The sequence below is a fragment of the Phaeovulum sp. genome, from assembly GCF_041596715.1.
In the GTDB taxonomy this organism is placed as follows: Bacteria; Pseudomonadota; Alphaproteobacteria; order Rhodobacterales; family Rhodobacteraceae; genus UBA6213.
The window spans coordinates 1-13,984 of the sequence record NZ_JBFHIA010000061.1 but is presented as its reverse complement, the minus strand read 5'-3'; the positions used below and the strand labels follow the sequence as shown (position 1 = coordinate 13,984).

12 protein-coding genes and 1 pseudogene are annotated in these 13,984 nt (G+C 65.4%); 6 read left to right on the top strand and 7 right to left on the bottom strand.

All coding sequences use genetic code 11. The features are described 5' to 3' along the window. Positions 1-357 precede the first annotated feature (357 nt). Positions 358-1,119 (bottom strand): phosphatidylcholine/phosphatidylserine synthase, encoded by a 762-nt coding sequence (locus ABY403_RS06120; protein ID WP_372839862.1) that lies wholly within the window; start codon positions 1,117-1,119, stop codon positions 358-360. A gap of 11 nt (positions 1,120-1,130) precedes the next feature. Next, positions 1,131-1,829, bottom strand: coding sequence for a phosphatidylserine decarboxylase (locus tag ABY403_RS06115; protein ID WP_372839861.1), 699 nt, complete (start codon positions 1,827-1,829; stop codon positions 1,131-1,133). Between the two features lie 275 nt (positions 1,830-2,104). Here ABY403_RS06115 and ABY403_RS06110 point away from each other — a divergent pair, with 275 nt between their 5' ends. From ABY403_RS06110 to ABY403_RS06095, 4 genes are all read left to right on the top strand, one after another. Then, on the top strand, positions 2,105-4,042 hold the full coding sequence (locus tag ABY403_RS06110) for a hypothetical protein (RefSeq protein WP_372839860.1): 1,938 nt from the start codon (positions 2,105-2,107) through the stop codon (positions 4,040-4,042). A 73-nt stretch (positions 4,043-4,115) separates the two neighbouring features. Next, a complete protein-coding gene (locus ABY403_RS06105) occupies positions 4,116-7,523 on the top strand; it encodes an error-prone DNA polymerase (protein ID WP_372839859.1) in 3,408 nt (1,135 codons plus the stop codon). A 47-nt stretch (positions 7,524-7,570) separates the two neighbouring features. Then, positions 7,571-8,548, top strand: a complete 978-nt coding sequence (locus ABY403_RS06100; RefSeq protein WP_372839858.1) for a glycosyltransferase family 2 protein — start codon at positions 7,571-7,573, stop codon at positions 8,546-8,548. 138 nt (positions 8,549-8,686) lie between these two features. Continuing rightward, positions 8,687-9,880 carry an acyltransferase family protein gene (locus tag ABY403_RS06095; protein ID WP_372839857.1) on the top strand — a complete coding sequence of 398 codons (1,194 nt, stop codon included), beginning with the start codon at positions 8,687-8,689 and terminating at the stop codon, positions 9,878-9,880. 46 nt (positions 9,881-9,926) lie between these two features. On the opposite strand, the gene rpsI is transcribed toward ABY403_RS06095, so the two are convergent. The 3 genes from rpsI to ABY403_RS06080 form a co-directional block, all read right to left on the bottom strand. Continuing rightward, positions 9,927-10,418: a 30S ribosomal protein S9 gene (rpsI, locus tag ABY403_RS06090; protein WP_372839856.1), complete on the bottom strand. Its 492-nt coding sequence runs from the start codon at positions 10,416-10,418 to the stop codon at positions 9,927-9,929. Position 10,419: 1 nt separating this feature from the next. Continuing rightward, entirely contained in the window at positions 10,420-10,884 is a 465-nt protein-coding gene (rplM, locus tag ABY403_RS06085) for a 50S ribosomal protein L13 (protein ID WP_372839855.1), read from the bottom strand. 125 nt (positions 10,885-11,009) lie between these two features. Further along, positions 11,010-11,438 (bottom strand): PaaI family thioesterase, encoded by a 429-nt coding sequence (locus tag ABY403_RS06080; protein WP_372839854.1) that lies wholly within the window; start codon positions 11,436-11,438, stop codon positions 11,010-11,012. Positions 11,439-11,492: 54 nt separating this feature from the next. Here ABY403_RS06080 and ABY403_RS06075 point away from each other — a divergent pair, with 54 nt between their 5' ends. Next, a complete protein-coding gene (locus ABY403_RS06075; RefSeq protein WP_372839853.1) occupies positions 11,493-12,278 on the top strand; it encodes an enoyl-CoA hydratase in 786 nt (261 codons plus the stop codon). Positions 12,279-12,331: 53 nt separating this feature from the next. Here the strand turns inward: ABY403_RS06075 and ABY403_RS06070 are convergent, their stop codons facing one another. Next, positions 12,332-13,075 carry a cytochrome c biogenesis CcdA family protein gene (locus ABY403_RS06070; RefSeq protein ID WP_372839852.1) on the bottom strand — a complete coding sequence of 248 codons (744 nt, stop codon included), beginning with the start codon at positions 13,073-13,075 and terminating at the stop codon, positions 12,332-12,334. A 123-nt stretch (positions 13,076-13,198) separates the two neighbouring features. Between ABY403_RS06070 and ABY403_RS06065 the strand changes: the two genes are divergently transcribed. Continuing rightward, complete coding sequence (locus tag ABY403_RS06065) at positions 13,199-13,429, top strand: sulfurtransferase TusA family protein (RefSeq protein ID WP_372839851.1); 231 nt, start codon at positions 13,199-13,201, stop codon at positions 13,427-13,429. A 55-nt stretch (positions 13,430-13,484) separates the two neighbouring features. Here the strand turns inward: ABY403_RS06065 and ABY403_RS06060 are convergent. Beyond that, positions 13,485-13,984: pseudogene (locus ABY403_RS06060) on the bottom strand (ribonuclease E/G); the annotation flags it as partial.

The window sequence follows — 13,984 nt, the reverse complement described above, 5'->3', positions numbered from 1 at the left end:
GACCGACAAACAGTGAAGCTGACACTCACATCATCGCTTGCGCTAGTGAGCCGATATGCAAACGTCCAGTCATCGAAACAACCCGAACCGCCCACATATCCCTTCAGTAATTATCTTGTCAAAGAGCACAGAGACAAAACAGTAAACGAGCGCTTCTCTCAGCGCTTGCTGCTGTTTCGCCTCAAATCCGCGAAACCCGTGCCACCGGCACCAGCCTCGCCCCGTTGCAGCCTTAGCTGCTTCGGTGAGGGGGTTTCTACGCAGACCGGTGGACCAGCGCAAGAGACATTTTGCGCGTTGTCGTGTTTTTGTTGCAATGCATTGGTATTACTTGCTTTTTATCAGACATCGCAGACTTCAGCCGAGGTCGCGGCCACGGCGGCGAACGACGGTTTGCAGAATCATCGCGCCATAAACGAGGTCCAGCACCACCAAAGTCAGCCAGAACCGCGTGAACAGCATCCCCATCAGAATCGTTGTGCCCAACAGCACCAGCCCGACCCTACCTTGTGCAATACGCAGGCTTTTTGGCGAAAAAGTCGGGATGCGCGATATCATCAGCGCGCCCACCAGCCCAAGCCACAGCGCCGAGGCCAAGGGTTGCTGCGTGACATCGACGAGCCCTGCATGATCGGCAAACAGCGGCAGCAGCGCCAGCATCGCCCCGGCGGGCGATGGGACGCCAGTGAAGAAGGGCTTGCCCCCCGGCGCGGGTGTGGCGCGCGCCACGTTGAAGCGCGCAAGTCGCAGGCAGGTGCAGGCGACATAGACCAGCACCAAGACCCAGCTGAGCCCCGCACCAAGACCCTCGGTGCGCCCTGAAAGGGTAAACTCGTAGATCAGCAGACCCGGCACCACACCAAAGTTCAGAAAGTCTGAAAGACTGTCGAGTTCGGCACCAAAGGCCGAGGTGGCGCGCAAGCGCCGCGCGATCAATCCGTCGAGCCCGTCGATCACCGCCGCCAGAAGCAGCAGAATGGCCGCCACCTCGAAGCGCCCGGCAAAGGCAAAGCGCAGCGCGGTCAAGCCTAGGCTCAGCCCCGCCATGGTAACAAGGTTGGGCAATAGCAGCAGAAATGGCATCGGCTCGGTTCTGGGGCGGGTTTCAGGTCTGCGCATCATTGCCTCCTTCAGCGCCGCACGCCGGGGCGCGCGACTTGCGGCCCTGCGAGATCGGCAAGCACGGTTTCGCCTGCGACCATGTTCTGGCCGATCGCCACCAGCGGCACCACACCCTTGGGCAAATACACATCCAACCGCGAGCCAAAGCGGATCAGCCCGAACCGCTCGCCCGCCGCCAATTCCTGCCCCGGCTCCACGAAGCACAAGATTCGGCGCGCCACGAGCCCTGCGATCTGCACCACCCCGATCCGCCGCCCGTCGGCCATTTCTACCGAAACCCCGTTACGCTCGTTATCCTCGCTGGCCTTGTCGAGCGAGGCGTTGAGAAACTTGCCCGGTCGGTACGCCACGGCCACCACGCGGCCGGCCACCGGCAGGCGGTTCACATGGCAGTTGAACACGCTCATGAAGATCGAGATGCGGGTCAGCGGCTCGGTGCCCAGTTCCAGCTCAAGCGGCGGCAGCGCCGCTTCCAGCAGGCTGACAACACCATCGGCGGGGCTGATGACCAAGCCATCGCCCTGCGGCGTGATCCGCACCGGATCGCGGAAGAAGTAATAGACCCAGACCGTCAGCCCCAGCCCCAGCCAGCCAAGCGGCTGCCAGAGGAAAAAGAACACCGCAGTCACCGCCGCGGCAATTGCCACAAAGCGCCGCCCCTCGGGGTGCATCGGTTTGACGAAGGTGGAAAGCATGCTGAGCGCCATTGTTATGGGTCCTTTCACGACTGCCGCTGCTTACCTGATTGGCCGTCGCGGTGCAAAGGAAGATGGGAAACGGGCATGGGTGGGAGCACCCCAGGGGCAGCGACGGAAAGCCTGCCCTAGTACCGCGCCCCTGCCCTCGCCTGCCGCGCGCGCCGCGCCGGGCGCTTTGGTCGCTGCGGGTGCGGGCGGTTTGCCGCGCTGCGACAACGCCGCTTGGCGGCAAGCGGCCCTCTCGTCTCTCGACTTTCGTCGGGGCCAGAGGTAACAAGAACATTATGAGAACATCTACCCCGACACGCCGCTTTCTCAGCCTCTGGCTACCGCGTCTGGCCTCGGACCGCGTCTTGCGCGGGGTCGGGGGCGGTGCGGCGCTGCCGTTGGCCATTGTGACGCGGGCCGGTAATGCCGACCGACTCGCCTGCCTTACCGCCGCCGCCGAGGCCGAGGGGCTGGCGCGCGGCATGACGCTGAGCGATGCGCGTGCGCTCTGCCCCGGCCTTGTCACCCGCCCCGCAGACCCGTTGGCCGAGGCCGCGTTTCTGCGCGGGCTGGCGCGTTGGGCCACGCGTTTCGCACCGCGCGTGGCCTGCGATGGCACCGATGGGCTGGTGCTCGACATCACCGGCGTCGCGCATCTGTTCGGTGGCGAGGCGGCGCTGCTGGCCGATCTTGCGGCCGGGTTGGCACGGCTTGGGCTGAGCCTGCGGTTGGGGGCGGCGGGCACGCCCGGCGCGGCTTGGGCGCTGGCGCGGTTCGGGGCGCTGCGGGTGGCAGCACCGGGGGCCGAGGCGGCGGCGCTGGCCCCCCTGCCCCCGGCCGCGCTGCGCCTGCCCGAGCCAACGCTGGCCGCGCTCGACCGACTTGGCCTGCGCCGCATCGCCGATATCGCGGCGCTGCCACGCGCCGGGCTGGCGCGGCGGCTTGGGCCCGAGGTGTTGATGCGGCTTGATCAGGCCACCGGCACCGCCCCCGAAGCGATTGCCCCCACGCCCGAACCGCCACCGCTGGCCGTGCGCCTTACCCTGCCCGAACCGATTGGCCTTGTGGCCGATGTGATGGCCGGGCTGGCGCGGCTGCTTGAACGGCTTTGCACGCAGCTTGCGGATGCAGGGCTTGGCGCGCGGCGGCTGCGGCTGACGCTGCGGCGCGTCGATGGCGGGGCTGCCGAGGTTGAAATCGGGCTGGCGCGGCCCTTGCGCGCGCCCGAGCGGATCGCAGCGATCTTTGCGCATGGGGTCGAGGCGGTCGAGGCGGGTTTTGGCATCGACATGCTGCGCCTTGCGGTGCTGGTGGCAGAACCGCTTGGGGCGCAGCAATTACGGCTGGCGGGCAAGCCCGGTGGCGAGGCGCTGGCCGACCTGCTGACGCGACTCGGCAACCGGTTGGGTTTCGAGGCGCTTTGGCGGCTTGCCCCGGCGGCCAGCCACATTCCCGAAAAATCCTTCCTGCGGCTTGCCGCCGCCTTTGCCGAGGCCGCCCCCGGCTGGCCCGCAGCGCCGGGCCTGACGCTGGCAGACCCCAACTGGGCCGATGCAGGGGCCGCGGCAGCGCCAAACGCACCACCCCGCCCTGCCCCCGCACCCACGCATATCTGGGCCGAGACGCCAGAGGGATGGTCCGCGACCGGCACCGAAGGGTCCGCGCGGCAGGTAGGCGAGGCGGAAGTAGTGGCAAAACCCCACCGGAACGTCGCCTGCCATGTGGCGGGCCTGAACGCGCCGCAAGAGGCTTTTGCACACGCGCCCAGTGCAACGCCCCCGCACAGTCTCATCCGTCATGAACCCGGGGCATGGGCCGCCGAAAGCACCGCCCAGCAAGATGAGGCCGCGCAGAAAGATGCGGCGCGGCCCCAGACGGGGGCAAAGACAGCAGGCACCCGCGCGGCGCGCAACGGTGCCACACGGGCGGGCAAGACTGCGCTGGTAGCGCCGCTTTCATCCGCCCGCCCGCTTTTGCTGTTTGCGCCCGAACCGCTGAGCGGCACAACCAGCAGCAGCACACCGCCCCGGCGCTTTCGCTGGCGGCGGATGGAGCTTGCCGCAACCCGTGCCATCGGCCCCGAAAGAATTGCCCCCGAATGGTGGCTTGACGAGCCCGCATGGCGCAGCGGCCTGCGTGACTATTGGCAAGTGGAAACCGCCGATGGCCGCAGGCTCTGGCTCTACCATACGCCGCAAAACCCCGGCTGGTTCGCACAAGGAGAGTTCGCATGAACACCTCGCGCCAGCCTCGCCACGGCAAGATGGCAGATCGCGGCCCCGCCCCCCAAAGCCGGGCAAGCCGCTGATGCCAGAGCAGCACCCCACCCCGCCCCGGCCCGGCCCCGGGCCAGATGCCACCCGCCGCAGCCTCGCCCGGCGCGGTCAGGCAGGTGCGCCCGCCTATGCAGAGCTTTGCGTGACCTCGAACTTCTCGTTTCTGCGCGGTGCCTCGCACCCGGAAGAGCTGATGCTGCGCGCCGCCGAGATCGGCCTGCACGCCATCGCCATCACCGACCGCAATTCGCTGGCCGGGGTAGTGCGTGCGCATGTGGCGCTGCGCGAACTGGCGCGGATGCAAGACGAAGCGGCCCCGGCCCTGCCCGCAGGGCCGGGCACGGCATCCGATCCGCAGCCGATGCCCGAACGTACCAAGGCAGCCCCGCCGCCCTTGCCGCGGCTGATCATCGGCGCGCGGCTGGTGCTGGCCGACAGCCCGGTCGAGTGGCTGGCGCTGGTGCCCGACCGTACCGCCTATGCGCGGCTTTCGCGGCTGCTGAGCCTCGGCAAGCGGCGGGCGGGTAAAGGCGAGTGCGAGCTGCGCGAGGCCGATCTTCTGGCGGGTGCCGACGGGCTGGTTCTGATCGCGCTGGTCGGGGATGCGCTTGACCCCGCAGCGCGCGCCACTGCCGCCCCGGTGCTGGCGCGCATGGCGCGGCGCTTTCCGGCCATGGCCTACCTTGGCGCTGCCCCCCGCTATGACGGGCGCGATGGCCCCCGCCTTGCCGCAAGCCTTGCGCTGTCGCAGGCAAGCACGCTGCCGATGGTGGCCGTGGGCGACGTGCTTTTGCACCACGGCGCGCGCCGCCGCTTGGCCGATGTGCTGACCTGCCTGCGCGAAGGCTGCACGATTGACAACATAGGCACCCGCGCCCTGCCCAACGCCGAACGTCGCCTGCGCAGCCCGGGCGAAATGGCGCGGCTGTTTCGCAGCCACCCCGCCGCCCTTGCCCGCAGCGTGGAAATTGCCGACCGTTGCAGCTTCACGCTGGACGAGCTTTCCTATCAATACCCCGACGAAATCACCGATGGCGAGGCACCGCAGGCCCGCCTTGCGCGGCTGACCGACCTTGGCCTTGCCCGCCGCTACCCCGCAGGCGTGCCCGAAGATACCGCCGCCAAAGTGCGCAAGGAATTGGGCATCATCCAAGAGCTTGGCTTTGCCGCCTATTTCCTGACCGTGCATGACATCGTGGCCTTTGCCCGCAGCCGCGGCATTCTTTGCCAAGGCCGCGGCTCGGCGGCCAACTCGGTGATCTGCTACGCGCTCGGCATCACCGAGGTGCACCCCGATACCATCGCCATGGTGTTCGAACGCTTCATGTCAAAGGCCCGCGGCGAGCCGCCCGACATCGACGTGGATTTTGAACACGAGCGACGCGAAGAGGTGATCCAGCACATTTACACCCGCTACGGGCGCCACCGCGCCGGGTTGACCGCCGTGGTGGTCCACTTTCGCACCCGTGCCGCGATCCGCGAGGTAGGCAAGGTGATGGGGCTTTCGCCCGACCTTGTGGCGGCAATCGCGAACCTCGGCTGGGGCTGGCACGCACACCCCCCCGAGGCCGAAAGGCTGCGCGAACTGGGGCTTGATCCGAACGAGCCGCGCCTTGCGATGACGCTGCGACTGATCGGCGAGATCATCGGCTTTCCGCGCCACCTTTCGCAGCATGTCGGCGGCTTCGTCATCACCCGCGACCGGCTTGACGAGATCTGCCCGATCGAGAACGCGGCGATGGAAGACCGCACCATCATCGAATGGGACAAGAACGATATCGACGCGCTCGGCATTCTCAAGGTCGATATTCTGGCGCTCGGCATGCTCACCTGTATCCGCAAATGCTTTGACCTTGTGGCCGACAATGGCGGTGCGCGCTTTACGCTTGAAAACCTGCCACGCGAGGATGCGCGCACCTATGACATGCTCTGCCGCGCCGATGCGGTGGGGGTATTTCAGGTGGAAAGCCGCGCGCAGATGAACTTTCTGCCGCGGATGCAGCCGCGCAAGTTCTATGATCTGGTGATCGAGGTGGCGATCATCCGACCGGGGCCCATTCAGGGCGGCATGGTGCACCCCTACATCCGCCGCCGCCAAGGGCTGGAAGAGCCCGAGATCCCCTCGCCCGAACTGCGCGCGGTCTTGGGGCGCACCTTGGGTGTGCCGCTTTTTCAGGAACAGGCGATGCAGATCGCCATCGTCGCGGCAGGCTTTTCGGCGGAAGAGGCTGACCGGCTGCGCCGATCCTTGGCCACCTTCAAGCGCATGGGCACAATTGGCACCTTTCGCGACCGTTTCGTGGCGGGGATGCTGGAACGCGGCTATGCCCCCGATTTCGCGCTGCGCTGCTTTGCCCAGATCGAGGGGTTCGGCGAATACGGCTTTCCCGAAAGCCACGCGGCAAGCTTTGCGCTTTTGGTCTATGCCTCGGCCTACCTCAAGCGGCACCACCCGGCGGCCTTTGCCTGCGCGCTGCTCAATTCGCAACCGATGGGGTTTTACGCCCCGGCGCAGATCGTGCGCGATCTGCGCGACCACGGGGTCGAGGTGCGCCCGGTCGCCGCCAACTTCAGCCACTGGGACAACACGCTGGAACCCCGCGCCGATGGTCGCCTTGCGCTGCGGCTTGGCTTTCGCCAGATCAAGGGTATGCGCGAAGAGGATGCAGGCTGGGTGGTGGCCGCGCGCGCCAATGGCTACCCCGATGTCGAAAGCCTCTGGCGGCGCGCCGGCGTACCCCCCGCCACGCTGGAACGGTTGGCCGAGGCGGACGGGTTCACCTGCATGGGCCTGCCGCGGCGCGATGCGCTTTGGCAGGTGCAGGCGCTCAAGGGCCCCGGCCCGCTGCCGCTGTTTGCTGGCGCGGTCGAAGGCGAGGGCATCGTCGAAGCGCCCGTGACCCTGCCTGCGATGACCTTGGGCGAGGCGGTGGTGGATGATTACCTTGCGCTGCGCCTTTCCTTGCGCGCGCATCCGATGGAACTGCTGCGCCCCGGCCTGCCCGGCATCACCGCGCACGCCCACCTTGCCGGGGCACCTGCACGGGTTTCGGTCTGCGGGCTGGTCATCACCCGCCAGCGCCCCGGCACCGCCTCGGGCGTGGTGTTCGTGACGCTGGAGGATGAGACCGGCGTGTGCAACGTGGTGGTCTGGCCCAAGGTCTATCAGGCGCATCGCCGCGCCGTGCTTTCGGGCAGGCTGTTGCGCGTGGGCGGGCGGCTAGAGCGGCAAAGCGGCGTCACGCATCTGATTGCCGAGACGATCGAAGATGTCTCGGCGCGGCTTTCCACATTGGGTCAGGCGGGGCTTGCCGCCATCGACCCCACCGCCGGGCGCCATGACGAGGTGCGCCGCCCCATCACCCCGCGCCCCCCTGCTCGTGCCTATCATCCGCGCGATCAGGCCAGAAAACTGTTCCCAAGCCGCGACTTCCACTAGCCAGCGGCATTGCGCGGCAACCGCGCCTGCCCTAGCGTGCCGCTGAAATGGATGCCACAACCGCCGCCAACCGCATTGCCGAAAAGCTGCCGGGCCAACCGGTTCTGGTGTCATGCCAGAAAGACGAGGGGCCCTTTCTGGTCGAGTTTCTGGCGCATCACCTCGCGCTTGGCTTTGCCGCGGTGCTGTTCGCCTCGAACGACTGCACCGACGGGTCGGATGCGCTGCTCGATGCGCTGCAAGAGGCGGGCTATTGCGGCCATATCCGGCACCATCCCGCCGAGGGCGACTCGCCCCAGATCAAGGGATTCGCGGCACTGATGCGCGCCTTTCCGGTGCGGCGCGCAGCTTGGGTGATGGCGCTTGATACCGACGAGTTTCTGAACATCCACGTGGGCGCGGGCAAGCTGCACGACCTGATCGCCGCAGTGCCGCCCGAAGTCGATATTCTGGCGCTGAACTTTGCCAACTTCGGCAATGCACCGCATCTGGCATGGCAACCGGGGCCTGTGTGCGCGCGCTTCAGATACCGCCTGCCTCTCAACCATGCCAGCAACATCCCGATAAAGTCGCTGACCCGCACACCTGCAAACTTTGCCGCCGTACACAGCCACTCGATGATGCGCTTTCGCCTGCCGCGCCCGATCGAGGTGATGCGCGCCGATGGTTCGCGCTTTTCGCTGGCCCCCGAAACCAAGCTTTACGAACGCCTGCGCCGCTTTGCACCGGGCGAGATTGCGCATGACTTGGCGCAAATCAACCATCATCCGATCAAGACCTATGACAGCTTTCTTCTGCGCCGGGCGCGCGGCCGAGGCGGCGTGCCGATTTCGCCCGATGCGCCGCTGCGCCACACAGACACCTATTTCATCGACCGCGCCGCAGCCGCCGAGCGCGACGATACGATAGAGAAATACCGCACCGCGACCGAGGCGCTGATGGCTGAAATGCGAACACATCCTGCCGTGCAGCGCACCGAAGCCGCCTGCATCGCCGCCTACCGCGCGCGGCTGGCCGCGAATTGAACCCTATCCACCGCGGTTCGGTGGCACGGATGGGCGCAAAGCCTAGACTTTCTTTTTTGCGGACGCGACCTTAGGCTTGCTTTCAGCCCAGCCGGCACCCGGCGGCGGCATTGCGACCGGCGCCAAAATGAGACCCGCATGATCTTTGATTCCGCTGAAAACCGCCGCCTGATCGACCTTTTTCGTGCCGTGGCGATATTGCAGGTGGTGCTGTTTCACGTCGTGCATGGAATCGTGCGCTTTGGCCCTGCCGAAACAGCTGCGGAACTTGTCGCGCGGCTACCGGGGGCGCTGAACGTCGCGTGGCAAGCCTATGGGGTGGACCTGCTGTTCATGGTCTCGGCACTGCTGCTGGCGGTGCCGCTGCTGCACGAAGTTTCCCGCAGCGGTACGATCAATTTGCGCGGCTATTTTGGGCGCCGTGTCGCGCGGATCCTGCCGCTCTACTATCTCGCGCTGCTGCTATACGCGCTCGCCCAAGGCTCACATCCGCAAGAAATCCTGCGCTCGGCGCTGTTCTTGGGCTTCATTCTTGGCGATTACAGCGTGATTCCTGTTGGTTGGGCGATGGAATCGATCATGACCTTCTACATCGTCCTGCCTTTTGCGGTGCTTTGGCTTCAGCGCTGCCGAAAACCGCTCTTATGGATCGGGGCGGCGCTTGCCCTGTCGCTGCTGGCGCGGGGCGCTTACGTCGATGCACAGACTGAAACCTTTGCTGACATCATGCCCCGCGCGATTGCCACACGGTCGTTGCCCGACCCGATGTTCGAGCTGTATTTCCGCGTCTGGTTTCGCATTGCACCGTTCCTGATCGGGTTGGGTATGGCATATCTTCTTGCCCGCAGGCCCGAATTGCGCGCGTGGCTCGCCCATAACGCGGGCCCACGCCGGGTGCTAAACCTGATCGCTGGCGCGCTGATCGTGGCGATTGTCTGGATGCCTGTGCAAAACCCCGCGCCGCTCGGTCTGGCCGAGCCCTTCTGGCGGCTCTACTGGACGCTTGCGCCCGCGCTGTTTTCTGCCGCTGCGGCATGGGTGCTTGTGGCAGGGCTTGATCGCGGCTGGCGGTTGCCGGGGCCTTGGGCAATGCTTTCGCATAATATCTTTGGCATCTACCTGTTTCACATGCCGATGCTGGTGCTGGCTGCGGTGCTGGTGTTCCGCTCAACCTCGCGCGCGGCGCTTGGCTTGGCGAATGTCTGGCAAGTGCTCGCCGTGTTTGGCTTGGCCAGCACGCTGAGCCTTGGGCTTGCGCTGCTTCTGGCCCGAATCTACGAGCGACCCGTCGAACGCTGGCTACGCCACAAGCTGCGCAGCACCCCAAAATGAAAAGGGCGGCCCGAAGGCCGCCCTTTCGCAATCTGCAAGGTTCCGATCAGCGCTTGGAGAACTGGAAGCTGCGGCGGGCCTTGGCCTTGCCGTACTTCTTGCGTTCCACCACGCGGCTGTCGCGGGTCAGGAAACCCGCAGCTTTCAGCGCGCCGCGCAATTCGGGCGTGTAAAGCTGCAGCGCCTTCGAGATGCCGTGCTTGACCGCGCCGGCCTGGCCCGAAAGCCCGCCGCCTGCAACCGTTGCCATCACGTCGAATTCGCCTTCGACACCGGCCACGGTGAAGGGCTGCTTCAGGATCATCTGCAACACCGGACGGGCGAAATATTCGGCCATCGGCTTGCCATTCACCACCACATTGCCTTTGCCGGGCTTGATCCAGACGCGGGCGACCGCGTCTTTACGCTTGCCGGTGGCATAGGCGCGGCCAAGCGCATCGCGCTGCGGCTGGCGGGGGGCGGCGACCGGCGCGGCAGCGGCAGGCGTGCCCGCCACGGCGGCTTTCAGATCGTCGAGGGATTTGAGGTCGTCAACCATCTTATGCGCTCCGGGTGTTCTTCGGGTTCAGCGAGGCCACATCAAGCACTTCGGGCTGCTGAGCCTCGTGGGGATGCGCCGCACCGGCATAGACGCGCAGGTTCGACATCTGCTGGGCACCCAGACGGTTGCGCGAAATCATCCGCTCGACCGCCTTGATCACCACGCGCTCGGGATGCGCGCCGTCAAGCACCTGGCCCGCAGTGCGGAACTTGATGCCGCCGGGGTGACCGGTGTGCCAGTAATAACGCTTGTCGGCGCGCTTGTTGCCGGTCATCTGCACCTTGTCGGCGTTGATGACGATCACGTTGTCGCCCATGTCCATGTGCGGCGTGAAAGTGGGTTTGTGCTTGCCGCGCAAGCGCATGGCGACGATCGTGGCGAGGCGGCCCAGCACGATGCCTTCGGCATCGATCAGGATCCACTTCTTTTCGATCTCCGCCGGGATCGCGGTATAGGTTTTCATCGGCTTTCGCCCCTTCGACAGCTGTAAGCATCGGATGGTGGCTTTTGAGGCAAAAGCGCGCGCAGGTCAAGCGCGTTGACGCAAATTAATACCTTACTTTTCAATGCCTTGCAATATAGGTATTATTATACCCCACTCTTTGGCGGAATCGAATAGGTCATTGTGGCGCGCGCCACCGGGTCTGAGGTGCCTTCCGAGTAAATCAGCACATCACCCACCGCAAGGTTGCGGCCAAGCTTCAAAAGCCGGGTGCGCGCGATCAGGTCTAGCCCCGCCGCGGGCTTGCGTAGAAAATCAAGGCTTGCCGAGGTGGTAACGCTTAGCGCCACCGGCCCGATCCGCGAAAGGATCGCAAGGTATACGGCCACATCGGCCAACGCAAAGATCGACGGGCCCGAAACCGTGCCACCGGGGCGCAGGTGTCGCTCTGCCACCTTCAGGCGCACGTCGATACCCTCTGAGGTAACCGCCTCAATCGCGAAATCTTCGGCAACTTGCGTGAAATCGCGCGCAATAAAGGCATTCAACGCCGCCGCATCCATCAGGTGTTGCATCTTTCCTCCGCGCCATCCTCGCCCTAGTGTTTCGGCAAACGGGAGGGAATGACAATGGCCGAGTTGATTGAGCGAAGCGATGCGGCGGGGGTGGCCCGCCTCGTGCTGAATTCACCCGCCAACTATAATGCGCTATCGGATGCGATGCTGGCGGCGCTGCGAAATGCCTTTACCGCGCTGGCCGAGGACAAAAGCGTGCGCGTCGTGGTGCTGGCGGCCAAAGGCAAAGCCTTTTGCGCAGGCCATGATCTGAAGGAAATGCAGGCCGGCCGCGCCAGCCCCGACAAGGGGCACGCCTATTTCGCGCATCTTTTCGCCCGCTGCGCCGAGGTGATGCAGATGATCCCGCGCCTGCCGCAGCCGGTGATCGCCGAGGTGCATGGCATCGCCACCGCCGCAGGCTGCCAGTTGGTTGCCAGTTGCGACATGGCGGTTGCGGCCGAGGGCACGCGCTTTGGCGTCAACGGGGTCAATATCGGGCTTTTCTGCTCTACCCCGATGGTGGCGCTTTCGCGCGCAGTGCCGCGCAAGGCCGCGTTCGAGATGCTTTCGACAGGCGCTTTCATAGATGCCGCGCGGGCACGCGAACTGGGCCTAGTCAACCGCGTCGTCGCGCCCGAGGCGTTGACTGCGGAAACCGCAGCACTGGCGGCAGTGCTGGCAGAAAAACTTGGCGCCGCGGTCAAGATCGGCAAGCGCGCCTTTTACGAACAGATCGAGATGGGGCTTGCAGATGCCTACGCCCATGCAAGCGCGGTGATGGTGGAAAACATGCTCTGGCGCGATACCGAGGAAGGGATTGCGGCGTTTCTAGAAAAACGCAAACCCGATTGGAGCTGAGCGTGGCCGGGGGCGCGTGTCCCCCGGTGTCGCATTACGGCAAAGACAAAGCGTCAGCCAACCGTGGCAAGGAACGGCACGTTTTCCAGCAGCCAGTAAGAAAACTGCGAAAAACCGCCGGTCAGCATCAATAGGCCGATGGTCCACAGCAACAGGCCCATGATGCGCTCGATCACTTCCATGTGGCGCTTCATGAAGTTCATCAGCCCGCCCATACGCGGGAATAGCGCTGCAACCAGCAGAAACGGCACACCCAAGCCCGCCGCATAGAAGGCCAGCAGCGCGCCGCCCCGCGCAATGCTTTCATCCTGCGCTGCCAGCGACAGGATCAACCCGAGCTGCGGGCCGATGCAAGGCGTCCAACCAAAGGCGAAGGCCAGCCCCAGAAAATAGGCACCAACAGCCGAACCGCCCCGGTCGCCCGCATCCATCCGCGCCTCGCGGTTCAGAATCGGAATACGGATCACACCCAGAAAATGTGCGCCAAACACCATCACCACGATGCCCGCAAGCGTTGCGAACCAGTCCTGATTGCTTAGGAAAAATCTGCCAAAGGCCGAGGCGGTGAAGCCAAGCAGCAAGAACACCGTCGAAAGCCCAAGCACAAAGAAGACCGCGGGCAACAGCGCGCTGCGCCGCCCCTCGCGCAAATCGCCCATGCTGACCCCGCCCATATAGGCAAGATAGGGCGGCACGATCGGCAAAACGCAGGGGCTGAGAAAAGACAAAAGCCCTGCCGTCAGCGCCACGAGCGCCGCTGGCAGAAAAGATGCATCCAAGAGATCTATTCCAAACATTGCTCAGCCATACCTCTGCCCGCGACCAGTGTCACCTGCGGCCTTATCACAAATGCGTGGCCAAACAACCGCGTGGACAATTTGCCCCACCCGCCCTATCGCAAAGTGAAAAGGGGCGGCGACATGAGCGATAGAGAAACCGAGGTAGATGCGCGGGGCCTACTGTGCCCATTGCCTGTGCTGCGCGCGCAAAAGGTGCTTGCTGGCCTGCCGAGGGGCGCGCTGGTGCGGCTTCATGCCACCGACGCGGCCTCTTGGGTGGATGTGCCGCATTTCTGCACCCATGCCGGGCACGAGCTTGTGTCTGCCACAGAGGCGGGCGGCACCAAAACCTATCTGATTCGCCGTGGCTGATACGCAGGCATGAAAACGCCGGGCTCATGGCCCGGCGTTTTGCTGTTTCAGTGCCTTAACGCGCCAGCGACCACCAGCCGCGTTTCTTCGGCTTTTTCTCTGCCTCTGCGCTTTCGGCTTCCGGCTCAGCCGAGGGCTGCGGCGCAGGCGTGAGGGCCGGCGCTGGCGCGGCGGCCTGGGGCCGTGGTTCTGGCGCCGGTTGCAGCGCCGCCGGGGTGGCTACGGCGGGCTCGGGCGCGGGTTGCAGTGGCGCGGCGGCGGCTGCGGGCTCGGCCTTGGCAGCCTTGGGTGCCGCGGGCTTGCGCGTGCGGGGCTTTGCAGCCGCCTTGGGCGCGGCCGCATCGTCGGCGGCGGTTTCGGCCTTGGGCTTTCGCGACCGGCTCGATACCTTTTTCACCGGTGCGGGTGCGGCCTCTTCGGCATCGGCTTGCGCACCAGCTTCGGCTTGCGCGACAGGTTCTGCCGCCGCTTCGGCCACGACCTCGGGCTTCGGCTTAGAGCGCGACGAATTGGTGCGCGACCGGCTCGAAGTTCTCGGCTTAGCCGCAGCAGCAG

Bases quoted from the DNA above. Each gene is read 5' to 3' on its own strand.
- rplM (WP_372839855.1), bottom strand. From the start codon at position 10,884: ATGAAAACCTATACCGCGATCCCGGCGGAGATCGAAAAGAAGTGGATC.
- ABY403_RS06105 (WP_372839859.1), top strand. From the start codon at position 4,116: ATGCCAGAGCAGCACCCCACCCCGCCCCGGCCCGGCCCCGGGCCAGAT.
- ABY403_RS06100 (WP_372839858.1), top strand. From the start codon at position 7,571: ATGGATGCCACAACCGCCGCCAACCGCATTGCCGAAAAGCTGCCGGGC.
- ABY403_RS06095 (WP_372839857.1), top strand. From the start codon at position 8,687: ATGATCTTTGATTCCGCTGAAAACCGCCGCCTGATCGACCTTTTTCGT.
- ABY403_RS06115 (WP_372839861.1), bottom strand. From the start codon at position 1,829: ATGGCGCTCAGCATGCTTTCCACCTTCGTCAAACCGATGCACCCCGAG.
- ABY403_RS06070 (WP_372839852.1), bottom strand. From the start codon at position 13,075: ATGTTTGGAATAGATCTCTTGGATGCATCTTTTCTGCCAGCGGCGCTC.
- ABY403_RS06075 (WP_372839853.1), top strand. From the start codon at position 11,493: ATGGCCGAGTTGATTGAGCGAAGCGATGCGGCGGGGGTGGCCCGCCTC.
- rpsI (WP_372839856.1), bottom strand. From the start codon at position 10,418: ATGGTTGACGACCTCAAATCCCTCGACGATCTGAAAGCCGCCGTGGCG.
- ABY403_RS06120 (WP_372839862.1), bottom strand. From the start codon at position 1,119: ATGCGCAGACCTGAAACCCGCCCCAGAACCGAGCCGATGCCATTTCTG.
- ABY403_RS06065 (WP_372839851.1), top strand. From the start codon at position 13,199: ATGAGCGATAGAGAAACCGAGGTAGATGCGCGGGGCCTACTGTGCCCA.
- ABY403_RS06080 (WP_372839854.1), bottom strand. From the start codon at position 11,438: ATGCAACACCTGATGGATGCGGCGGCGTTGAATGCCTTTATTGCGCGC.
- ABY403_RS06110 (WP_372839860.1), top strand. From the start codon at position 2,105: ATGAGAACATCTACCCCGACACGCCGCTTTCTCAGCCTCTGGCTACCG.